Source organism: Pseudomonas poae (assembly GCF_001439785.1).
GTDB lineage: Bacteria > Pseudomonadota > Gammaproteobacteria > Pseudomonadales > Pseudomonadaceae > Aquipseudomonas > Aquipseudomonas poae.
This window is the reverse complement of the sequence record NZ_JYLI01000001.1, coordinates 222,490-244,889: the sequence shown is the minus strand read 5'-3', so window position 1 is coordinate 244,889 and position 22,400 is coordinate 222,490. Positions and strand designations below refer to the sequence as shown.

15 protein-coding genes and 1 pseudogene are annotated in these 22,400 nt (G+C 61.1%); 5 read left to right on the top strand and 11 right to left on the bottom strand.

The genetic code is table 11. The annotated features are described in order from the left end of the window. Positions 1–2: 2 nt before the first annotated feature. Positions 3–962 carry an AAA family ATPase gene (locus TU75_RS00855; protein WP_003236444.1) on the bottom strand — a complete coding sequence of 320 codons (960 nt, stop codon included), beginning with the start codon at positions 960–962 and terminating at the stop codon, positions 3–5. Between the two features lie 293 nt (positions 963–1,255). Continuing rightward, positions 1,256–1,609 (bottom strand): hypothetical protein, encoded by a 354-nt coding sequence (locus TU75_RS00850; protein WP_003236446.1) that lies wholly within the window; start codon positions 1,607–1,609, stop codon positions 1,256–1,258. Between the two features lie 483 nt (positions 1,610–2,092). On the opposite strand from TU75_RS00850, the gene TU75_RS00845 reads away from it, so the two are divergent. Beyond that, positions 2,093–6,961: an NAD-glutamate dehydrogenase gene (locus TU75_RS00845; RefSeq protein ID WP_003236448.1), complete on the top strand. Its 4,869-nt coding sequence runs from the start codon at positions 2,093–2,095 to the stop codon at positions 6,959–6,961. 136 nt (positions 6,962–7,097) lie between these two features. Here TU75_RS00845 and TU75_RS00840 read toward each other — a convergent pair whose 3' ends face one another. From TU75_RS00840 to TU75_RS00830, 3 genes are all read right to left on the bottom strand, one after another. Next, positions 7,098–7,784 (bottom strand): GntR family transcriptional regulator, encoded by a 687-nt coding sequence (locus tag TU75_RS00840; RefSeq protein ID WP_060547941.1) that lies wholly within the window; start codon positions 7,782–7,784, stop codon positions 7,098–7,100. 16 nt (positions 7,785–7,800) lie between these two features. After that, complete coding sequence (locus TU75_RS00835) at positions 7,801–8,502, bottom strand: FadR/GntR family transcriptional regulator (protein ID WP_015372215.1); 702 nt, start codon at positions 8,500–8,502, stop codon at positions 7,801–7,803. A 68-nt stretch (positions 8,503–8,570) separates the two neighbouring features. Beyond that, entirely contained in the window at positions 8,571–9,881 is a 1,311-nt protein-coding gene (locus tag TU75_RS00830; RefSeq protein WP_003236454.1) for a C4-dicarboxylate transporter DctA, read from the bottom strand. A 231-nt stretch (positions 9,882–10,112) separates the two neighbouring features. Here TU75_RS00830 and TU75_RS00825 point away from each other — a divergent pair, with 231 nt between their 5' ends. Further along, positions 10,113–10,742: a DNA-3-methyladenine glycosylase I gene (locus TU75_RS00825; protein ID WP_060547940.1), complete on the top strand. Its 630-nt coding sequence runs from the start codon at positions 10,113–10,115 to the stop codon at positions 10,740–10,742. Between the two features lie 80 nt (positions 10,743–10,822). Here TU75_RS00825 and TU75_RS00820 read toward each other — a convergent pair whose 3' ends face one another. The 3 genes and pseudogenes from TU75_RS00820 to TU75_RS00810 all read right to left on the bottom strand — a co-directional run bounded on the left by TU75_RS00820 (position 10,823) and on the right by TU75_RS00810 (position 13,761). Further along, on the bottom strand, positions 10,823–11,590 hold the full coding sequence (locus TU75_RS00820) for an SDR family oxidoreductase (RefSeq protein WP_003236457.1): 768 nt from the start codon (positions 11,588–11,590) through the stop codon (positions 10,823–10,825). Between the two features lie 22 nt (positions 11,591–11,612). Further along, positions 11,613–12,680 (bottom strand): phosphotransferase family protein, encoded by a 1,068-nt coding sequence (locus TU75_RS00815; protein WP_060547939.1) that lies wholly within the window; start codon positions 12,678–12,680, stop codon positions 11,613–11,615. 129 nt (positions 12,681–12,809) lie between these two features. Then, a pseudogene (locus TU75_RS00810) lies at positions 12,810–13,761 on the bottom strand (2-hydroxyacid dehydrogenase). A gap of 512 nt (positions 13,762–14,273) precedes the next feature. On the opposite strand from TU75_RS00810, the gene TU75_RS00805 reads away from it, so the two are divergent. Further along, positions 14,274–14,606 (top strand): hypothetical protein, encoded by a 333-nt coding sequence (locus TU75_RS00805; protein WP_060547938.1) that lies wholly within the window; start codon positions 14,274–14,276, stop codon positions 14,604–14,606. A gap of 201 nt (positions 14,607–14,807) precedes the next feature. After that, positions 14,808–16,085, top strand: a complete 1,278-nt coding sequence (locus TU75_RS00800; protein ID WP_003236464.1) for a serine/threonine transporter — start codon at positions 14,808–14,810, stop codon at positions 16,083–16,085. Between the two features lie 153 nt (positions 16,086–16,238). Here TU75_RS00800 and acnB read toward each other — a convergent pair whose 3' ends face one another. Both acnB and TU75_RS00790 read right to left on the bottom strand, forming a co-directional pair. After that, positions 16,239–18,848: a bifunctional aconitate hydratase 2/2-methylisocitrate dehydratase gene (gene acnB, locus TU75_RS00795; protein ID WP_003236466.1), complete on the bottom strand. Its 2,610-nt coding sequence runs from the start codon at positions 18,846–18,848 to the stop codon at positions 16,239–16,241. 699 nt (positions 18,849–19,547) lie between these two features. Next, entirely contained in the window at positions 19,548–20,411 is an 864-nt protein-coding gene (locus tag TU75_RS00790; RefSeq protein WP_003236468.1) for a universal stress protein, read from the bottom strand. Between the two features lie 148 nt (positions 20,412–20,559). Here TU75_RS00790 and TU75_RS00785 point away from each other — a divergent pair, with 148 nt between their 5' ends. Beyond that, positions 20,560–21,162 (top strand): MiaE family protein, encoded by a 603-nt coding sequence (locus TU75_RS00785; RefSeq protein ID WP_060547937.1) that lies wholly within the window; start codon positions 20,560–20,562, stop codon positions 21,160–21,162. Positions 21,163–21,179: 17 nt separating this feature from the next. Here the strand turns inward: TU75_RS00785 and ampC are convergent, their stop codons facing one another. Next, a complete protein-coding gene (ampC, locus tag TU75_RS00780) occupies positions 21,180–22,322 on the bottom strand; it encodes a class C beta-lactamase (protein ID WP_060547936.1) in 1,143 nt (380 codons plus the stop codon). Between the last annotated feature and the right edge of the window lie 78 nt (positions 22,323–22,400).

The following is a 22,400-nucleotide window of genomic DNA, read 5'->3' as shown; positions in this document are numbered from 1 at the left end:
CTTCAAGCGACGGCAACGACGTCGAGAATGCGTTGCACCACGCGGTCCTGGTCGATGCCGGCGGCTTCTGCCTCGAAGGACAAAATGATGCGATGGCGCAGCACGTCGAACAGCACCGCCTGGATATCTTCGGGGCTGACGAAGTCGCGGCCGGCGAGCCAGGCGTGGGCACGGGCGCAGCGGTCGAGGGCAATCGAGCCACGGGGGCTGGCGCCGTAGGCAATCCACTCGGCCATTTCCGCGTCGAACTTGGCCGGGGTGCGGGTGGCCATCACCAGTTGCACCAGGTATTCCTCCACCGCATCGGCCATGTACAGGCCGAGGATTTCCTTGCGCGCGGCGAAGATCGCCTGCTGGCTGACGCGGCGTTCGGGCTTGGTTTCGCCGTTGAGCGCCTCGCCGCGCGCCTGTTGCAGGATGCGTCGCTCCACGGCGGCGTCGGGGAAGCCGATCTTGACGTGCATCAGAAAGCGGTCGAGCTGGGCTTCGGGCAGCGGGTAGGTGCCTTCCTGCTCGATGGGGTTTTGCGTGGCCATCACCAGAAACAGCGGCGACAGGTCGTAGGTGCTGCGGCCCACGCTGACCTGGCGCTCGGCCATGGCCTCGAGCAGAGCCGATTGCACCTTGGCCGGCGCCCGGTTGATTTCGTCGGCCAGCACGAGGTTGTGGAAGATCGGGCCTTGCTGAAACACGAAGCTGCCGGTTTCCGGGCGATAGATCTCGGTGCCGGTGATGTCGGCGGGCAACAGGTCGGGGGTGAACTGGATCCTGTGGAACTGCGCTTCGATGCCTTCGGCCAGCTCTTTGATGGCCTTGGTCTTGGCCAGGCCCGGTGCGCCTTCCACCAGCATGTGGCCGTCGGCCAGCAGCGCAATAAGCAGGCGCTCGATGAGTTTTTCCTGGCCGAGAATCTGCGTGGAAAGAAAGGTTCGCAGCGCAAGCAGCGCTTCACGATGTTCCATCGATGGCGGTTCCTGGGAAGAAGAGCCTTGGGTGTCATGAACGCTGCCAAGGCCGGGGGCGTCTACTTTAATGCATCGAAGGGGGCGGCGACTAACGACGTAACGGGTATTTTTGGCAAATCTTGTAGGATTTTTGTGTGGGCAGCACCAATCGCATTGAACACACATGCTGTTGTGAGCGCCGTCCCTGTGGGAGCTGGCTTGCCTGCGATGGCAGCAACCCGGCCTGACTGACAGACCGAGTTGCCTGTATCGCAGGCAAGCCCGCTCCCACATTTGAGCGTAGACACCCTTTAGACTCGGATGAAAGTACCGGTACCCTCGAGGATGTTTTGCAGGGTTTCTTCGACCTCAACCAGGTCCGATAGGGGCGTGGCGTGAGTGATTTCCAGTTGGTCCTTGCCCCCCAGCGCATCGGCATCGCCGGCGGCCAGCTCGACCAGCAGCGTCGTATTACCCAGTGTGACCTTCAGCCCGTCCAGGGTCGATGGCGCGTAGTCCCAGGTCAATTCAACCTCGTCTTCATCCGGGTAGCGGGTCAGCATGAACATCTCGCCGTTTTTGCCGTGGCAGCACAGCATGGCCATGTTGTCTTCCTCGTCATCGCACGGGGTGGCCATCAGGGCGTCGGTTTTCAGTTGCAGCATGGGGCAATCCTGTCTGGAGGCGGGGCGGTATGCGATTAATTGTGCCACCGCGACGAATTTTGTGCTGCAAGCTGTGTCACACCCAGTGCATGACCTGGCAGCGTCAATCGGTCATTTTCGGTACTCGTGCCTGAGAAAACCGCTCGTTTAACTGCCGGTTGCGCCTGTTGCAACCCAAGCGCTGCTTGCCGATGACCGAATATGTCGCCGCACCGCAAGCAGGCGGGTTCCCACACTCGTTAAGCTGCGCGACGGGTGTGCCCCGGCCGGGCGTCTGACCTGCCCGTCGTACCGTCATCCGGCTGTGGTTCATCCAGTGGAAGTTGTATGTGACCTGACTGTCTTGTCCAGCTTCACCCACCTGTCGCTCTGATTCGTTTATGGTGCTTGTCATCGTTACCCACGAACAGAGCTGACGGTCTCCCCGCACGGGGATAACACGCGACGCTTCCATCAATAACAAGCCCAAGCGGAGTACCACAGATGGCGTTCTTCACCGCAGCCAGCAAGGCCGACTTCCAGCATCAACTGCAAGCGGCACTGGCGCAGCACATCAGCGAACAGGCACTGCCACAAGTGGCGCTGTTCGCTGAGCAATTCTTCGGCATTATTTCCCTGGATGAACTGACCCAGCGTCGCCTGTCCGACCTGGCCGGTTGCACCCTGTCTGCCTGGCGCCTGCTTGAGCGCTTTGATCCCGCGCAACCGCAAGTGCGCGTTTACAACCCCGATTACGAACGTCATGGCTGGCAGTCGACCCACACCGCGGTCGAAGTGCTGCACCGTGACTTGCCCTTCCTGGTGGACTCGGTGCGTACCGAGCTGAACCGTCGTGGCTACAGCATCCACACCCTGCAGACCACCGTGCTCAGCACCCGTCGTGGCAGCAAGGGCGAGCTGCTGGAAATCCTGCCCAAGGGCACCCAGGGCGAGGGCATCGAGCAAGAGTCGCTGATGTACCTGGAAATCGACCGCTGTGCCAACGCCGCCGAACTGAGCGTGCTGAGCAAAGAGCTGGAGCAGGTGCTCGGTGAAGTGCGGGTAGCGGTGGCCGATTTCGAACCGATGAAAGCCAAGGTCCAGGACCTGCTGGCCGGTATCGATGCCAGCCAGTATGCGATTGACGGCGAAGAAAAAGCCGAGATCAAGAATTTCCTCGAATGGCTGGTGGGCAACCACTTCACCTTCCTGGGCTACGAAGAATTCGTGGTACGTGACGAAGCGGACGGCGGTCATATCGAATATGACGCCAGCTCTTTCCTCGGTCTGACCAAGCTGCTGCGCGCCGGCCTCAGCGCCGACGACCTGCGCATCGAAGACTACGCCGTGGCCTACCTGCGCGAGCCGACCGTGCTGTCGTTCGCCAAGGCGGCGCACCCAAGCCGCGTGCATCGCCCGGCCTACCCGGACTACGTGTCGATTCGCGAGATCGATGCCGACGGCAAGGTCCTCAAGGAACACCGCTTCATGGGCTTGTACACCTCCTCGGTGTACGGCGAAAGCGTGCGGGTCATCCCCTATATCCGCCGCAAGGTCGCGGAAATCGAGCGCCGCTCGGGCTTCCAGGCCAAGGCGCACCTGGGCAAGGAGCTTGCCCAGGTGGTTGAAGTGCTGCCCCGTGACGACCTGTTCCAGACCCCGGTCGACGAGCTGTTCAGCACCGTGATGTCGATCGTGCAGATCCAGGAGCGCAACAAGATCCGCGTGTTCCTGCGCAAAGACCCATACGGGCGCTTCTGCTACTGCCTGGCCTACGTGCCGCGTGACGTTTACTCCACCGAAGTACGCCAGAAGATCCAGCAAGTGCTGATGGATCGCCTGAAGGCCTCCGACTGCGAGTTCTGGACCTTCTTCTCCGAGTCGGTGCTGGCCCGTGTGCAGCTGATTCTGCGGGTCGACCCGAAGAACCGCCTGGACATCGACCCCCTGCAACTGGAAAAGGAAGTGGTGCAAGCCTGCCGCAGTTGGCAGGATGATTACGCAAGCCTCGTCGTCGAAAGCTTCGGCGAAGCCCACGGCACCAACGTGCTGGCGGATTTCCCGAAAGGCTTCCCGGCCGGCTACCGCGAGCGCTTTGCCGCGCATTCCGCCGTGGTCGACATGCAGCATTTGCTCAGCCTCACCGAAGCCAACCCGCTGGTGATGAGTTTCTATCAGCCGCTGGGCCAGGTCTCCGGCCAGCGCGAGCTGCATTGCAAGCTCTACCACGCCGACACCCCGCTGGCGCTGTCCGACGTGTTGCCGATCCTGGAGAACCTCGGCCTGCGTGTACTGGGTGAATTCCCGTATCGCCTGCGCCATGCCAATGGCCGTGAGTTCTGGATCCATGACTTTGCGTTCATCGCCGCCGAAGGCGTGAACCTGGATATCCAGCAGCTCAACGACACCCTGCAGGACGCGTTCGTGCACATCGTGCATGGCGACGCCGAGAACGATGCGTTCAATCGCCTGGTACTCACCGCCGGCCTGCCATGGCGCGACGTTGCGCTGCTGCGTGCCTATGCGCGTTACCTCAAGCAGATCCGCCTGGGCTTCGACCTGGGCTACATCGCCAGCACCCTGAACAACCACACCGACATCGCTCGCGAGTTGACCCGGTTGTTCAAGACCCGCTTCTACCTGGCGCGCAAGCTCACCGCCGAGGACCTGGAAGACAAGCAGCAACGCCTGGAACAAGCGATCCTCACTGCCCTGGACGACGTTCAGGTGCTCAACGAGGACCGCATCCTGCGTCGCTACCTGGACCTGATCAAGGCCACCCTGCGTACCAACTTCTACCAGACCGACGCCAACGGCCAGAACAAGTCGTACTTCAGCTTCAAGTTCAACCCGCACGCGATCCCCGAGCTGCCCAAGCCGGTGCCGAAGTTTGAAATCTTCGTGTATTCGCCACGGGTTGAAGGCGTGCACCTGCGCTTCGGCAACGTCGCTCGGGGCGGCCTGCGCTGGTCCGACCGTGAAGAAGACTTCCGTACCGAAGTGCTCGGCTTGGTAAAAGCCCAGCAGGTGAAGAACTCGGTGATCGTGCCGGTGGGCGCCAAGGGCGGCTTCCTGCCGCGTCGCCTGCCGTTGGGCGGCAGCCGGGACGAGATCGCGGCCGAGGGTATCGCCTGCTACCGCATCTTCATCTCCGGCCTGCTGGACATTACCGACAACCTGAAAGACGGCGAGCTGGTGCCGCCGGCCAACGTCGTGCGTCACGACAACGATGACCCGTACCTGGTGGTGGCGGCGGACAAAGGCACGGCGACCTTCTCCGACATCGCCAACGGCATCGCCATCGACTACGGCTTCTGGCTGGGCGATGCGTTCGCCTCCGGTGGATCGGCTGGTTACGACCACAAGAAGATGGGTATCACCGCCAAGGGCGCGTGGGTGGGTGTGCAGCGTCACTTCCGTGAGCGCGGCATCAACGTGCAGGAAGACAGCATCACCGTGGTGGGCGTCGGCGATATGGCCGGCGACGTGTTCGGCAATGGCTTGCTCATGTCCGACAAGCTGCAACTGGTCGCGGCCTTCAACCACCTGCATATTTTCATCGACCCCAACCCGAACCCGGCCACCAGCTTCGTCGAGCGCCAGCGCATGTTCGAGCTGCCGCGTTCGGCCTGGACTGACTACGACACCAGCATCATGTCCGAAGGCGGCGGTATCTTCTCGCGCAGCGCCAAGAGCATCGCCATCTCGCCGCAGATGAAAGAGCGCTTCGCCATCTCTGCTGACAAGCTGACCCCGACCGAACTACTCAATGCCTTGCTCAAGGCGCCGGTGGACCTGTTGTGGAACGGCGGCATCGGCACTTACGTCAAGGCCAGCACCGAGAGCCACGCCGATGTGGGCGACAAGGCCAACGACGCCTTGCGCGTCAACGGTAACGAGCTGCGCTGCAAGGTGGTGGGCGAGGGTGGCAACCTGGGCATGACCCAGCTGGGTCGTGTGGAGTTCGGCCTCAATGGCGGCGGCTCCAACACCGACTTCATCGACAACGCCGGTGGTGTGGACTGTTCCGACCACGAAGTGAACATCAAGATCCTGCTCAACGAAGTGGTGCAAGCCGGTGACATGACCGACAAGCAGCGCAACCAGTTGCTGGCGAGCATGACCGACGAAGTCGGCCATCTGGTGCTGGGCAACAACTACAAGCAGACCCAGGCGCTGTCCCTGGCCGCCCGCCGTGCCTACGAGCGTGCCGCCGAGTACAAACGCCTGATGAGCGACCTCGAAGGCCGTGGCAAGCTGGACCGCGCCATCGAGTACCTGCCGACCGAGGAGCAGCTCACCGAGCGCGCCGCCAACGGCAAGGGCCTCACTCGGCCGGAGCTGTCGGTGCTGATCTCGTACAGCAAGATCGACCTCAAGGAAGCCTTGCTCAAGTCCCAGGTGCCGGATGACGACTACCTGACCCGTGACATGGAGACCGCGTTCCCGCCGAGCCTGGTGGCCAAGTTCTCCGAGGCCATGCGTCGCCACCGTCTGAAGCGTGAGATCGTCAGCACCCAGATCGCCAACGACCTGGTCAACCACATGGGCATCACCTTCGTGCAGCGCCTCAAGGAGTCGACTGGCATGAGCCCGGCGAATGTGGCCGGTGCATATGTGATCGTGCGTGACATCTTCCACCTTCCGCACTGGTTCCGTCAGATCGAAGCGCTGGACCACCAGGTGTCGGCCGATGTGCAATTGGAGCTGATGGACGAGCTGATGCGCCTGGGCCGTCGCGCCACGCGCTGGTTCCTGCGCAGCCGTCGCAACGAGCAGGACGCTGGCCGTGACACCGCGCACTTCGGTCCGCATCTGGCGGCGCTGGGCCTCAAGCTCGACGAACTGCTGGAAGGCCCGACCCGCGAAGGCTGGCAGACCCGTTACCAGGCCTACACCGAAGCCGGGGTGCCGGAATTGCTGGCGCGCATGGTGGCAGGGACCACCCACCTGTACACCTTGCTGCCGATCATCGAAGCCGCCGACGTCACCGGGCACGATGCCGCCGAAGTGGCCAAGGCCTACTTCGCCGTGGGCAGCGCCCTTGACCTGCCGTGGTACCTGCAGCAGATCAGCGATCTGCCGGTGGCCAACAACTGGCAGGCCCAGGCCCGCGAAGCGTTCCGCGACGATGTGGACTGGCAGCAACGGGCAATCACCATCTCGGTCCTGCAAATGGCTGACGCGCCGCAGGAGATGGAAGCCCGCGTGGCGCTGTGGCTTGAGCAACATCAGGACATGGCTGATCGCTGGCGCGCCATGATGGTGGAAATTCGTGCTGCGGTCGGCACGGACTACGCCATGTACGCGGTGGCCAACCGTGAGTTGCTGGACCTGGCGTTGAGTGGTCAGTCGGTGCTGCCGCCGGTTTGATCAGGCAGTAAGACAAAAGCCCCCGTATCGTGAGATGCGGGGGCTTTTTGTTGGGCCACGCTTTATCAAACAACAGAGAACCCATATGGGAGGGAGCAAGCCTCCTCCCTCAGGTGGATCTCGATTTGTCTGGGGTTCAGTGGCGTTTGAGCAATTTGCTTTCGAGGTAATCCAGGTGCTGGGTCATCAGCTTCACGTCCGCGTTTGAATCGCGCTGTTCAACGGCATTCACCATCGCTTCATGGTCCTGCCACGCGCAATCTGTGCAGGCCTGCGCTTTATATTGGGCAATCACCAGCGACGTCAACGGCACCAGGCTGTTGAGGAACTGCACCAACGGGCCATTGCCTGCCATCACCGCCAATTGCATATGGAACTCCCCGGACAACCGAATCGCTGCCCCCCGCTGATCCCGTTCAATGCACTCACGTTCCCGTGCAATCAACCCGCGCAGTTTGCCAATGTGCACCGGCGTGGCCTGGGCGCAGGCCAACTGCACCACGGTCACTTCTGTCAGTCGCCGTGCTTCGAGAATCTGCCGCGTCTGCTGCGCATCCGGCGCGGCGACCTGGGCACGCTGGTTGGGACGCAGGACAATCACCTGCTGATGGGACAGCCTGGTCAGCACCCGACGAATCACGCTGCGGCTCACGCCGAAGGTTTCAGCCAGGCTCTCTTCGGTAAAGCGGCTGCTCGGGACAATGCGGTGTTCGAGGATGGCGTCGAACAGCCGTGAGTAGATGTCGTCTGCCGAGGGCTTTTTATCGGCGATCAGCTGCAGTGCCGGTTGGCTGGGGTAGCAGTGCAAGGCGTGGGCGGTCATGGCCGGTCTCCAAAAATCAGCTGCCCGGATGATCGTCCGGGATGGTCAGGGCAATGCCCATGCGCAGGCCTTCCTGAAGGATATGGCGACGCATTTCGGCACTCGCCTGGGCGCTGTTCTTGTTGCGGATAGCGCGCACCACGGCTTCGTTTTCCCGCAGGCGTTCGGCCAGGTGCTCCGGCGAGTTGCGCAACACCTGGGCGCTCTGCTTGAGCGCGTTGCTGGTTTGCTGCACGACGTTCTGGAAAATCGGGTTGGCGGTGAGCGCGAACAGCGCTTGATGAAAATCGATGTAGGCGCTCATGCCTGCTTCGGCGTCACCCGCGTCGAGGGCTTCGCGCATGTCCATCAGGTTCAGCCGCAACTGGCCGACTTCCTGGCTGCTGATCGATTGCGCCACCAGGCCCACAATGAACGGTTCGAGGGTGTAGCGCAGTTGCAGGATATCTTCCAGGCTGGCATCGGCCACGGCGTCGCTCGGTTGCGCCTGGCTGACGCTGCTTTCCAGCACCACCACCCCTTTGCCGGGCATGGACCGCACCAGGCCGAGGGTTTCCAGCACGATCACCGCTTCGCGCAGGCTGGGCCGGCTGATGCCCAGTTGCTCGGCCAGTTCACGCTGACCGGGCAGCATTTCACCGCGCCGCCACTGGCCGCGTTTGAGTGCGGCACGCAGTTTTTCCACGACTGAATTGACGACGGTTGAGGTGCTGATCACGTCGATGCCTCCTTGAGGTGTTGCGAACACAATGCCCACATTGGATCAGTGTGGTGCCTGAGAGCGGGTTAGAACTCCTGATGCGCCGGCAGCACCGGCTTCTTTGTCTGGAAGGCATAACCTTGCTCGCCGTCCAGCACCTTGTTGGCGCGTTGGATATCAATGTCTTTTTCCCAGCGCGCGATGGCCACGGTGGCAACGCAGTTGCCGATCAGGTTGGTCAGCGCGCGGCCGATGCCCATGAACCAGTCCACCGCCAGCACCAGCACCAGGCCCACCACGGGGATCGCCGGGATGGCGGTGAGGGTCGCCGCCAGGATCACCAGCGCGGAACCGGGTATGCCGTGGGCACCCTTGGAGGTGATCAGCGAGACCAGCAGGATGGTCATCAGGTCGGTCATCGACAGCGGCGTGCCGGTGGCGTTGGCGATAAACACGATGGCCAGGGTCAGGTAGATTGAAAACCCGTCGAGATTGAATGAATAGCCGGTGGGAATCACCAGGCCCACGGTGGAGCTGCCGATGCCCAGGTGCTCGAGTTTGCGCATCACTTGCGGCAATACGGCGTCGGAGGAGGCGGTGCCCATCACGATCAGCAGTTCCTCGCGCAGGTACTTGAGCAACGGCAACATGCGCAGGCCCGACAGGCGCATCACCAGGCCGAGGATCAGCGCGACGAAGGCAAAGCAGGTCAGGTAAAACAGGCCCACCAGGCTGCCCAGGTGCTGCAGCGAATCCAGGCCATAGGTGCTGGTGGTGAATGCGATGGCACCGAATACGCCGATCGGCGCCAGGCGCACGATCATGCCCATGATGCGGAAAATCACATGGCTCAGTTCGTTGATCAGCCGTGAGATGCCCGAGGCCGCTTCGCCCACCAGATTCAGCGCGCTGCCGAACAGCACCGAGAACAGCAGCACTTGCAGCACGTTGTTGTCGGCAAAGGCGCCGATCACCGAGTTGGGGATCAGGTCCATCAGAAACTGGCCGGTGCCCTTGAGGTGCTGGCCCTTGTTCGCCAGTTCATTGAGGCCTGCCGAGGAGAGCTGGTCCAGATGAATATTGGCACCCTGGCCGATACCGGTGCTGAACGCCATGATCAGGCCGATCACCAGGGCGACGGTGGTCAGCACTTCAAAGTAGATCACCGACTTGAGGCCGATGCGCCCGACTTTTTTCAAGTCGCCGGCGCCGGAAATGCCGCTGACCACCACGCAGAACACGATCAGGCCGATCAGCATTTTGATCAGCTTGATGAAACCGTCACCCAGGGGTTTGAGTTGCGTGGAGAATTCGGGGAGGGCCAGGCCGCAGGCGATGCCGAGCATCAGGCCAATCACGACTTGCAGGAAGATCGAACGCGAGCACCATCTGAGCATGGGAGAAATCCCTATTCGGTGCCCTGGTGGTTCCAGGGCTTAATTGTTGTGGTCATACCGGTAAGTCCAGTGCGTGGCCAGTCTAGGCCAGGTATTTTTGAAATCACAAGCAAATATTTGGCGGTTGACAGGTCCCGGTCAGACCAGTCGGTCGGTAAGGGGGATGCTTGAGCGGTTGGCGGGGTAGAAAAGTTTTCGCTTATGATCCGCGCTCGACGCGCGAGGTGATGCATGGATCCAGCAGGACTGACAATGGACGAGACCGGGCGCAGCTGGTGCACATGGCGTACGGCCGCGCCGGAGTACCTGCGTTACCACGACCATGAATGGGGCGTGCCGGTGGCGGATGATATTCGCCTGTACGAGAAGATCTGCCTGGAGGGGTTCCAGGCGGGGCTGGCGTGGATCACGATTCTGCGCAAGCGCGAGCAGTTCCGGGCAGCGTTCGATGGCTTTGATTTTCGCCGCGTGGCGCAGTACGGCGAGGCGGATATCGAGCGGCTGATGCACGACCCCGGCATTGTGCGTAATCGCGCGAAAATCATGTCCACCATCAACAATGCGCGCAGGGCCTGCGAGCTGGTGGATGAGACCGGCTCGCTGGCGCGCTGGCTATGGGCGTTCGAGCCTGGCCCGGACGAGCGTCCGGCACGGGTGGACATGGCTTACTGGACCGCCAACCCGACATCGCCTGCGTCGGTGCGGCTGTCCAAAGCCTTGAAGAAACGCGGCTGGAGCTACGTGGGGCCGACCACGATGTACGCGTTGATGCAGGCGATGGGGATGGTCAACGATCATCTGGAAGGGTGTGCCTGCCGCGAGCAGGTCGAAGCGCTGCGGCGCCAGTTCAAACGGCGTTGAGTTTACAGCTTGAACTCGGTCAAAACTGTGGGAGGGAGCAAGCCCCCCCACACAGGGTTTTGTGTAGGTTTCAGACAAGGTCAGGAGAGGAAGCCGCCGTCCACATTCAGCGAGACCCCGGTGGTGTAGCTCGACGCGTCGCTGGCCAGGAACAGCACCGCGCCGGCCATCTCGCTCGGGTCGGCCACGCGCTTGAGCGGGATCTGCGCCAGGGCCATTTTCAGGATGGCATCGTTCTTGACCAGCGCCGAGGCGAATTTGGTGTCGGTGAGGCCCGGCAGCAGGGCGTTGCAACGGATGCCGAACTCGGCGCATTCCTTGGCGAACACCTTGGTCATGTTGATCACGGCGGCCTTGGTCACCGAGTAGATGCCCTGGAACACGCCTGGCGAAATACCGTTGATCGACGCCACGTTGATGATGCTGCCGCCACCGTTGTCGCGCATCAGTTTGCCGGCTTCCACCGACATGAAGAAATAGCCGCGAATGTTCACGTCGACGGTCTTCTGGAAGGCGCCGAGGTCGGTGTCCAGCACGTTGCAGAACTGCGGGTTGGTCGCGGCATTGTTGACCAGGATATCCAGGCGGCCGAACTGCTCGCGAATACCGGCAAACACCTGGGTAATCTGCTCCATTTCGCCGATATGGCAGGCCACTGCGGTGGCCTTGCCGCCGTCGGCGATGATTGCGTCGGCCACGTGCTGGCAGCCTTCAAGCTTGCGGCTGGAAACGATCACATGGGCGCCTTGCTGGGCCAGCAACCTGGCGATGGCCTCACCGATACCGCGGCTGGCACCGGAGACAAAGGCGATCTTGCCGTCGAGGTCGAACAGTTGGGTCTTGGACATGAGGGTTCCTTGTTGTGAACGATCAGAGCGCGGATTTACCGATGACATTCAGGCTCATCTGCTCCAGCAGCTTGTTCATCTGAATGAACTGCGCAAAGCGTTTGTCCTGGGTCTGGCCATGGAAGAAGCGGTAGTAGATCTGCTGTACGATGCCGGCCAGGCGGAACAGGCCGTAGGTGTAGTAGAAGTCGAAATTATCGATCTGGATGCCGGCGCGTTCGGCGTAGTAGTCGACAAACTCGCGTCGGGTGAGCATGCCCGGCGCGTTGCTCGGCTGGCGACGCATCAGTTGCACCGGCGCAGGGTCGGCGGCTTCGATCCAGTAGGCGAGGGTGTTGCCCAGGTCCATCAGCGGATCGCCCAGCGTGGTCAGTTCCCAGTCCAGCACGCCGATGATTTGCATCGGCGTGCGCGGGTCGAGTATCACGTTATCGAAGCGGTAGTCGTTGTGCACGATGCTGGAGGCAGGGTGGTCGGCCGGCATCTTGTCATTGAGCCAGGCGCGTACGGCTTCCCACGTTGGCGCATCGGGGGTCAGCGCTTTTTCATAGCGCTCGCTCCAGCCGCGAATCTGGCGTTGCACGTAACCTTCAGGCTTGCCCAGGTCAGCGAGGCCGCAGGCGCTGTAGTCGACCCGGTGCAGCTCGACGAACTTGTCGATGAAGCTTTTGCACAGCGCTTCGGTGCGGGAGGCGTCCAGGCCCAGTTCGGGCGGCAGGTCGGAGCGCAGAATGATGCCGTTGACGCGCTCCATCACATAGAACTCGGCGCCGATCACCGATTCGTCGGTGCAGTGCACGTAAGCCTTGGGGCAGTAGGGGAAGCCGTCCTTGAGCTGGTTGAGAATGCGGAACTCGCGGCCCATGTCGTGGGCGGACTTGGCCTTGTGGCCGAAGGGCGGGCGCCGCAGGACGAATTCCTGATCCGGGTATTCCAGCAGGTACGTGAGGTTGGACGCACCGCCGGGGAATTGGCTGATGGTGACCGCGCCACTCAGGCCCGGAATGTGCGCCTTGAGGTAGGGATCGATCAGGCTGGCATCCAGTTCTTCGCCTGGGCGAATCGTTGTCGATTGGTCGTTCAGCGCCATGCTTATCCCTTCTGCTTATTCTTGAGGCCTTGGACTATTGGCTAATCTAATGCGCCGCGCCGCCTAGCGACAAGGTCGGGGCGGCTTAATAGGTTAGCGTGTTGGAGGATGATCAACGTGCCTGATCGGTCATTTAGTGGGCGCTGGCAAAGCGACGGGCGTGAGTACCGGGCGCCCGGCGAAATATTCCGTGAGGTTGTCGGCCACGCGTTGCACGGTGTCGTGGGCGGCTTCCGGAGACAGGCCGGCGACGTGGGAGGTCAGCACGGTGTTGCCGAGTTTCTTCAGCGCGTCGGGCACCTTGGGTTCGTCATCGAACACATCCAGCGCCGCGCCGCCGATGCGGCGTTGCTCAAGGGCGGCGATCAGGTCGGCGGTGACCACCACGCTGCCACGGCCGATATTGACCAGGTAGCCATTGGGGCCGAGCGCGTCCAGAACGCGGCGGTCGATCAAGTGACGAGTGCTGGCGCCGCCGGGGGTGGCGAGGATCAGGAAATCCGCCGTGCGCGCCAGTTCCACCGCCGTGGCGCAGTAGGTGTAGTCCACGTCATCGGGGCTGGCGGTTGTGGTAGCTGATCTGCATGCCGAACCCGAGGGCTGCGCGCCTGGCGATCTCCAGGCCTACCGCGCCGAGCCCGAGAATGCCCAGTTGTTTGCCGCCCAGGGAAGGGCGCATCACCTTGGGCCATTCACCGCGACGCACGGCGGCGTCGTTCTGGGGGATGCCGCGCACCAGCGACAACAGCAGCGCCATGGCATGGTCTGCCACCGACGGAGCATTCACCCCGGCGCCATTGGTCACGACGATTCCGCGATTGCTGGCGGCCTGCAGATCCACGTGTTCATAACCGGCGCCGATCACGCAGATGATTTCCAGCGCCGGCAACGCGGCGATTTCTTCGGCATACAGACCGAGCGGGCCACGGGTCAGCACAGCCTTGATCTGCGCACCGTGGGCCTTGATCGCCTGGTCACGTTCGGCCGGGGTCGGCGCGAGGATCACATGAAAGTCATTGCTCTCGATGATGTGCAGGTATTCGTTGATGGTCTCAACCAGGACCAGAACAGTGGTGGTCATCGCAACGCTCTTGTTGAGGGGTTTGAGCGAATGAGTATGCGGGATTTGTGATGTGGATCGTTTTGTCGGAGTGGAAAAATTTCTTTTTTCGTAGGGCGGATCTGAATTTATTGACCATTCGTCCAGCGTCGCTTTATTGAGCCAGTCTTCGTCATCTTTCTTTCCAGCAGAGACGACACGGATGCTTGTTCCTGCCACACCGGTTGATGTCGAATGGACGCCTTATGGATACAAACATTGCCCTTCAGCGCTCATTCCCTGGCGAGCAGTAATCGCAAGTACGCTGGTTGGGCCAGCTAAATACCGACCTGGAGTTGCTATTGAAAGCTTGAAAGGGACGCCTATAAAACTGGTACGCCGACGACCAAGGGAAAGCCCTGGAAGGTGATGGAGTACCGGCACTGCATAGGTGCCAGCCATGGCAAGCTCAGTCGTTGGGTTCGGGTAGAGCTGAGCGGCGGCGCTATCCATGGTCATCCGATTTCTGAACTGGAATTCAGGAGGTTAACAAATTGATCCGACTAAACTTTACCGATGGCACGATCACCCACGACGATCTCTCGCGATTGCGACATGTCGCTATGGCGAAGCAAACCGATTTATTGAAGGAGGACATGCTCCAGGTCGAATTCGCTGGAGGTTTTTTACTGGATGTAGGGTGGTACCCGGAGTTTGATGCCGCTGGAGACTTTCGTATAAATGTCATAAAAAATCATGACTGGGATCGTCCCGTCATGGCATTGACCGCCCACGAGACGGCCGACCTGATCGAAAAACTGGACATTGCACAGCACATCATCAAGGACCAGCTGCGCAATTCAAACCTGGAAAGTTCAGCGTTGTAGTCTCAGGCACGAGTACGCACTCCGGCGCCCTGAATTCGGCGCTTGCAGCGATTCTGAGGCTCCTGCATCGCTCACCGTTCCTCAGCTAAGTCTTTGCTTCTTCAAGAGAATCCCGGACAATCCAGCCCCTTCCATGGTCGGGGCGCTGCCTGTCAGGTTTTCTGACTCGTCCCGGCCGTGTCAATGCGGAGATCCGACCGGATGAATGATCAGGCCAATAGCGTCGACGAACGCTATGCAACGACACCTGCAACCCTCTCAAGCTGGAGCCGCCAGGACACTACCTGGATGCTGGGCCTGTTCGGCACGGCGATTGGCGCCGGCACTCTGTTTCTGCCGATCAACGCGGGCCTCGGCGGTTTCTGGCCGCTGGTGATTTTGGCACTGCTGGCGTTCCCGATGACGTTCTTTGCGCACCGTGGCCTGACCCGTTTTGTGCTGTCCGGGCGTGAGGGCTCGGACATCACCGACGTGGTCGAAGAGCACTTCGGTATCAAGGCCGGTGCGTTGATCACGCTGTTGTACTTCTTTGCGATCTTCCCGATTTTGCTGATCTACAGCGTTGCGCTGACCAACACGGTCGGCAGCTTCATGGAGCATCAACTGCACATCATGCCGCCGCCACGGGCGATCCTGTCGTTCGTGCTGATTCTGGGCCTGCTGGCCGTTGTGCGTTGCGGTGAACAGGTGATCGTCAAAGCCATGAGCCTGATGGTGTATCCGTTTATCGTCGCACTGCTGTTCCTCGCGGTGTACCTGGTGCCGCACTGGACTGGCGGCATTCTCAGCACAGCCAGTGAACCGCCGGCGCCCTCGGCGTTGCTCAACACCCTGTGGCTGGCGATTCCAGTGATGGTGTTCTCATTCAACCATTCGCCGATCATCTCGGCCTTCGCGGTGGACCAGAAGCGCCAGTACGGCGCCCACGCCGATGAGCGCAGTTCGCAGATTCTGTGCCGCGCCCATGTGTTGATGGTGGTGATGGTGCTGTTCTTCGTGTTCAGCTGCGTGCTGACCCTGTCGCCGGCGCAACTGGCTGAGGCGAAGGCGCAGAACCTGTCGATTCTGTCGTACCTGGCCAACCACTTCGATAATCCGACCATCGCCTTCGCCGCCCCGCTGATTGCGTTTGTGGCGATTGCCAAGTCATTCCTGGGCCACTACATCGGCGCCAGCGAAGGTCTCAAGGGCCTGATCGTCAAAACTGGCCGCCGCCCGGCGCCCAAGACCCTGGACCGCATGACTGCGGCCTTTATGCTGGTGGTGTGCTGGCTGGTCGCAACGCTTAACCCAAGCATTCTCGGCATGATCGAAACCCTGGGCGGGCCAGTGATTGCATCGATCCTGTTTTTGATGCCGATGTATGCCATCCGCAAGGTGCCCGCGATGGCCAAATACCGTGGGCAGGCGTCCAATGTGTTTGTCACGGCGGTGGGTGTGGTGGCGATTACGGCGTTGGTGTATTCGTTTATTGCTTGAGGTTTGACGCAGTTTTCAGGGCTGCTCAACATCTGAAAGGTGGGAGGAGCAAGCCCCTCCCACATTTGTTTTGTGGTGGTGCTGATACTGGATTCCAGGCATAAAAAAACGCCGCGTACCTTGCGATACGCGGCGTTTTTTCACATCAACACCTTAGGCTTGAATCACCGGGATGTTGGCGCTTGCTGCGATCTTGCGGAACTCGGCGATTTGGTCGAAGTTGAGGTAGCGGTAGACGTCACTGGCCATGGTGTCCAGTTTCGCTGCGTAGCCCATGTACTCTTCGACAGTCGGCAGGCGACCCAGGGTAGAGGCCACTGCCGCCAGCTCAGCCGAAGCCAGGTAGACGTTAGCGCCGTCACCCAGACGGTTCGGGAAGTTACGGGTCGACGTGGAGACAACCGTCGAGTTCGGCTCAACCCGTGCCTGGTTACCCATGCACAGCGAGCAGCCCGGCATTTCCATGCGTGCGCCAGCCTTGCCGTAGATGCCGTAGTAGCCTTCTTCGGTCAGTTGGTGAGCGTCCATCTTGGTCGGCGGCGACAGCCACAGACGGGTTGGCAGCTGACCCTTGACCTGCTCCAGCAATTTGCCGGCAGCGCGGAAGTGACCGATGTTGGTCATGCACGAACCGATGAACACTTCGTCGATCTTCTCACCGGCAACGCTGGACAACAGACGGGCATCGTCCGGGTCGTTAGGCGCGCAGAGGATCGGCTCGTTGATTTCCGACAGGTCGATCTCGATGATTTCAGCGTATTCGGCGTCGGCATCGGCTTCCATCAGCTCAGGGTTGGCAACCCAGGCTTCCATCGCTTGGGCACGACGTTCCAGGGTGCGCGGGTCGCCGTAGCCTTCACCGATCATCCAGCGCAGCAGGGTGATGTTGGAGTTCAGGTACTCGGTGACCGACTCTTTGGACAGCTTGATGGTGCAACCGGCAGCTGAACGTTCGGCAGAGGCGTCGGACAGCTCGAACGCCTGCTCCAGCGTCAGGTCGTTCAGGCCTTCGATTTCCAGGATGCGGCCGGAGAAGGCGTTTTTCTTGCCTTTCTTTTCTACGGTCAGCAAGCCGGACTGGATCGCGTAGTAAGGAATGGCGTGCACCAGGTCGCGCAGGGTGATGCCAGGCTTCATCTTGCCTTTGAAGCGCACCAGGATCGATTCCGGCATGTCCAGCGGCATGACGCCAGTGGCTGCGGCGAACGCGACCAGACCGGAACCGGCCGGGAAGGAGATGCCCATCGGGAAACGGGTGTGGGAGTCGCCACCGGTGCCGACGGTGTCCGGCAGCAGCATGCGGTTCAGCCAGCTGTGGATGATGCCGTCGCCTGGACGCAGCGATACACCGCCACGGGTCATGATGAAGTCAGGCAGGGTGTGGTGGGTGGTCACGTCGATTGGCTTTGGATAAGCCGCGGTGTGGCAGAAGGACTGCATCACCAGATCGGTCGAGAAGCCCAGGCACGCCAGGTCTTTGAGTTCGTCACGGGTCATTGGACCGGTGGTGTCCTGAGAGCCGACGGTGGTCATCTTCGGTTCGCAGTAGGTGCCGGGACGCACGCCTTTGCCTTCCGGCAGGCCGCAGGCCTTGCCGACCATCTTCTGCGCCAGTGTGAAACCCTTGCCGGTGTCGACTGGGGCTTCAGGCAGCTTGAACAGGTCGGTAGGGCCCAGGCCCAGTTCGGCGCGTGCCTTGTCGGTCAGGCCGCGGCCGATGATCAGCGGGATACGGCCGCCGGCACGGACTTCGTCCAACAGCACCGGGGTCTTCATTTCGAAGGTGGTGATGACCTCGTCGGTCCCGTGCTTGCAGACTTTGCCAGCGTGCGGGTACAGGTCGATCACGTCGCCCATGTTGATGTTGCTGACGTCGAACTCGATCGGCAGAGCGCCAGCATCTTCCATGGTGTTGTAGAAGATCGGCGCAATCTTGCTGCCGAAGCAGAAGCCGCCGGCGCGCTTGTTCGGCACGTAAGGCACGTCGTCGCCGAAGAACCACAGCACCGAGTTGGTGGCCGATTTGCGCGACGAACCGGTACCGACCACGTCACCGACGTAGGCGATCGGGAAGCCCTGGCCGCGCATCTCTTCGATCTGCTTCATCGGGCCGGTTTTGCCTTGCTCGTCCGGCACGATGCCTTCGCGGGCCATTTTCAGCATTGCAAGGGCGTGCAGCGGGATGTCAGGGCGCGACCAGGCGTCTGGTGCCGGCGACAGGTCGTCGGTGTTGGTTTCGCCAGTGACCTTGAACACGCGCAGGCTGATCTTGTCGGCCAGGGTAGGGCGGTTGCGGAACCATTCGCCGTCAGCCCAGGACTGGAGCACGCCTTTGGCATGCTCATTGCCGTTCTTGGCTTTTTCAGCCACGTCGTGGAACGCGTCGAACATCAGCAGGGTGTGCTTGAGCTGGGCGGCCGCGACAGGCGCCAGCGTGGCGTCGTCCAGCAGCTCGACCAACGTCACGATGTTATAGCCGCCTTGCATGGTGCCAAGCAGTTCAACGGCGCGTTTCTTGTCGATCAGGGGGGAAGTGGCTTCGCCCTTGGCCAGGGCGGAAAGGAAACCGGCCTTGACGTAGGCAGCTTCGTCAACGCCTGGTGGAATGCGGTTGGTGATCAGGTCAACGAGGAATGCTTCTTCGCCGGCAGGAGGATTTTTCAGCAGCTCGACCAGGCCTGCGGTTTGTTCGGCGTTAAGCGGCTGGGGAACAATACCCAGGGCTGCACGCTCTTCGATATGTTTGCGGTAGGCTTCAAGCACAGTTATTACCCTCATCAGTGGTCCCACGGGACGCTCATCCAGAAATGATCGGCACGCATGCGCTCGGGGGCTTTTTGGGCCGCAAAGCCAGCGCTGCCGGCATCTCTCACAGAAGCTGCTTTCAAAGTTTTACGCCTGCAGAACGAAACTGATGAGGGTTGGCGAGGGCTTGACCTACCGAGTCATTGACCATCGCCAACACCGTTCTGAAGGAACGACTGTGCTCGTGACGCTTTGAAAACAGCTTCCAGCGGATTATTGGCGCCTTACAAGGCCGGGTGATTCTACGGCAAAAAAAATCTAAAGGTAAGTTGCCTGGTCAAGTTTGCCGGGTGATCGGGCTTAGACATAGGGCTAACATGGTCGACTGTTTCGCTGGTTTGTGTAGTGCCCTCTCATCAGATGACGTCAGGATCTGAGATTTCACACAACCACATCCCTGTGGCGAGCGGGCTTGCCCCGCGTTGGGGTGCGAAGCGGCCCCAATCCAGCAACACGCGGTGTACCTGATACGGTTCAGCGCCTGGTATTGGGGCTGCTGCGCAGCCCAACGCAGGACAAGCCTGCTCGCCACAGGGGAATCTGCGCTTAACTGAACGGCATTTGGACAAGCCCGCTCGCCACAGAAGCTTCCGTTTGGCCGACGACAGCGCTCAGTCGACGACTTGGTGCCGCCGCCCACCGTTAATCTTCATCGTCTCAGGAGTTGATGGCCAGCTCTTCAAGGTGATCCATCAGGGTCTGCGGTTTCAGCACCAGCACATCGCTCTCCACTGCATCGAGCACCACCTCCGCCGTATTACCAATCAACGCTCCGGAAATCCCGGTGCGCGCCACGGTGCCGATGATCGTCACCGCCGCCTGCCATTTGTGCGCCGCAAACGGGATCAGTACATCGGCCGGGCCTTCCTCGATATGCAGATGCGCGTCGTCCACATCGAATTGCGCCTGGAACGCCTTGCACTGCTCGCGATAACGCGCCGCGATGGTTTCCCTGAGCTGGAACGTCGGATCGGCCGCCGCCAGCATTGGCGATGGATGGGCGCTGATCACATGCAGTTGCGCCTTGGCCAGGCTGGCAATTTCGAAGCCATGGTCGATGATCGAGTCGTGCAGCGCGCGATGTTCGCTGTCGGTATTGCCTACATCGATCGCGGCGAGGATCACGCCACCGCTCCACGGCGTAGAGGTCTTCACCAGCAGCACCGGCGTCGGGCAGTAGCGCAGCAGTTTCCAGTCCGCCGGGGTCAGCAGGGCCTTTTTCAGCGGGCTGTCGGGCATGTGCTGCTTGATCACCAGGCCGCAACCCTCGGCCTGCTGCACGTCGATGATGGTTTCATGCAGGCTGTCATTCCATGCCTGTTCGGTGGTGACGCTGTAGCCGTCCTCCCGCAAGCCGGCCTTGAGCTGGCTCAGCAGCGCCGAGTGCTCGTGCCGCCTGTCGCACACCAGCAAGTGCAGGTGCGCGCCGGTCACGCCGGCGATCAGCCTGGCGCGCCTGAGGGCCAGGCTGTCGGCCTGTTCGGGCTCGATAATCACCAGAATGCTGCGGATGGCTTGCATGGTCGGCACCTCCATGAACGTGGACTGCAACAACTATAGTTGCTGCCCGGCATTCGTCATCTTGATACACGTCAAGGTTGGCGGCTGGTGGTCTGCGGCGCGCTCGGTATAATCGGCGCCCTTTTGTGATCCTTTGCCCGTGAGCCCGATGAACCTGCCCGACATCCACCAATTCCTCGGCTGCCGCACCCCCGATGCCTGGGTTCAGGCCGCGCTGGCCGATCAGGACACCCTGCTGATCGACCACAAGAACTGCGAATTCAAGGCGGCCAGTACCGCCCTCAGCCTGATCGCCAAGTACCACGGCCATGTCGACCTGATCAACATGATGTCGCGCCTGGCCCGCGAAGAACTGGTGCACCACGAACAGGTGATGCGCCTGATCAAAAAGCGCAAGGTCGAGCTGCGCCAGTTGTCGGCCGGCCGCTACGCCTCGGCGTTGCGCAAGGTGGTGCGCAACCACGAGCCGGTCAAACTGGTGGATACACTGGTGGTCGGCGCCTTTATCGAAGCACGCAGTTGCGAGCGCTTCGAAGCAATGGTGCCGCATCTGGACGAAGAACTCGGCACGTTCTACTTCGGTTTGCTGAAAAGCGAGGCGCGGCATTTCCAGGGTTATTTGAAACTCGCGTATCAGTATGGCGATGCGGCTGACATCGCCCAGGTCATCGAGCGGGTGAGGGCGGCCGAACAGGAGCTGATCGAGTCAGCCGATGTCGAGTTCCGCTTTCACAGTGGCGTACCGGCCTGAGGCTATCAGCGCGGTGATCAAGGGGCCAGCGCCTTCAGGATCCCATGGGCCACCTTTACGCGCTCGCTGTTCGGGTAGTTCCTGTTCGCCAGGATGACCACGCCCAAGCGCTTGCTCGGCACATAGGCCACATACGCGCCGAAACCATTGGTGGAACCGGTCTTGTTCACCAGCGTGTCCGCATGGGGCGCGCGCGCAGGTGTCAGCCACTCGACCTTGTGCGGCTCCACGGCCATTTGTGTGGAGTTGCCATCAATCAGGGCGTCCAGCGCGATCGGGTACGGATACATTTCCCAGCCCAGGCCCTGCGTCATGCCATTGACGGTGTAGTAGCCGGTATGGGTAAGCGCAATGGCCTGCTGGACGAGTTTTGCCTGGCCAGCGGGGTTCATGTTGACGTCCACGTAGTGCAGCAGGTCCGCCGCGCTGGTCTTGATGCCATAGGCTTCACTGTCCATTGCGCCTGCGCCAACGCGTACAGGTTTTCCTTTGCTGTCATAGCCTTGGGCGTACAAGCTCATCTTGTTTAGAGGGATTTTCAGGAAGGTGTGCTTCAGCCCAAGCCTGGGCAGCAAGGTCTTTTCCATCAATTGATCGAATGGCTGCCCCAGGCTTTGCGCCGCCAGATAACCAAACAGGCCCAGGCTTGGGTTGGAATACAGCCGCTGGGTGCCAGGGGCAAACGCGGGTTGCCACTGCTGGAAATAGCCGATCATGCGCTGGCTGACATCCGCCTCCTGGGGAAATTGCAGCGGCAGGCCGCCAGCGGTGTAGGTGCCCAGGTTGAGTACGCTGATGTGATCGAACCGGCCGCCCTTGAGTGCCGGCAGGTAGTGGCTGGCAGGCTGATCGAGGGTCAGTTTGCCGGTGGCCACGGCATAGCCTGCGAGGGTGGCGGTGAACGTTTTGCTCACCGAGCCGACTTCGAACAGGGTGTTCTCACTGACGGATTGCCCGCTTTGCTTGTCCGCCACGCCGTAGCTGAAGTACTGCGCTTTGCCGTCCTGCAGCACCCCAACGACCAAACCGGGGATGGCGTGCTGTTGCATCAGCGGCTTGACGCTGGCGTCCACCACGGCGCGCAGGTCGGTCGCGGCCAGGCAGTGGCTTGCGCCAATAAACAGCGCAAGGGCCGTGACAGACGGGATGAATCGAGGCATGGGTCGCTTCCATGGCAGATAAAGAGGGTGGGCAAGTTTCGCAAATACCGGCGGTTTACCCCAGCCCTTCGGTAAAAC

Coding starts and splice junctions, on each gene's coding strand:
- TU75_RS00850 (WP_003236446.1), bottom strand. CDS start 1,609: ATGCTGCAACTGAAAACCGACGCCCTGATGGCCACCCCGTGCGATGAC.
- TU75_RS00790 (WP_003236468.1), bottom strand. CDS start 20,411: ATGCAAGCCATCCGCAGCATTCTGGTGATTATCGAGCCCGAACAGGCC.
- TU75_RS00845 (WP_003236448.1), top strand. CDS start 2,093: ATGGCGTTCTTCACCGCAGCCAGCAAGGCCGACTTCCAGCATCAACTG.
- TU75_RS00815 (WP_060547939.1), bottom strand. CDS start 12,680: ATGGCGCTGAACGACCAATCGACAACGATTCGCCCAGGCGAAGAACTG.
- TU75_RS00840 (WP_060547941.1), bottom strand. CDS start 7,784: ATGACCGCCCACGCCTTGCACTGCTACCCCAGCCAACCGGCACTGCAG.
- TU75_RS00855 (WP_003236444.1), bottom strand. CDS start 962: ATGGAACATCGTGAAGCGCTGCTTGCGCTGCGAACCTTTCTTTCCACG.
- ampC (WP_060547936.1), bottom strand. CDS start 22,322: ATGCCTCGATTCATCCCGTCTGTCACGGCCCTTGCGCTGTTTATTGGC.
- TU75_RS00800 (WP_003236464.1), top strand. CDS start 14,808: ATGAATGATCAGGCCAATAGCGTCGACGAACGCTATGCAACGACACCT.
- TU75_RS00820 (WP_003236457.1), bottom strand. CDS start 11,590: ATGTCCAAGACCCAACTGTTCGACCTCGACGGCAAGATCGCCTTTGTC.
- TU75_RS00825 (WP_060547940.1), top strand. CDS start 10,113: ATGGATCCAGCAGGACTGACAATGGACGAGACCGGGCGCAGCTGGTGC.
- TU75_RS00830 (WP_003236454.1), bottom strand. CDS start 9,881: ATGCTCAGATGGTGCTCGCGTTCGATCTTCCTGCAAGTCGTGATTGGC.
- TU75_RS00785 (WP_060547937.1), top strand. CDS start 20,560: ATGAACCTGCCCGACATCCACCAATTCCTCGGCTGCCGCACCCCCGAT.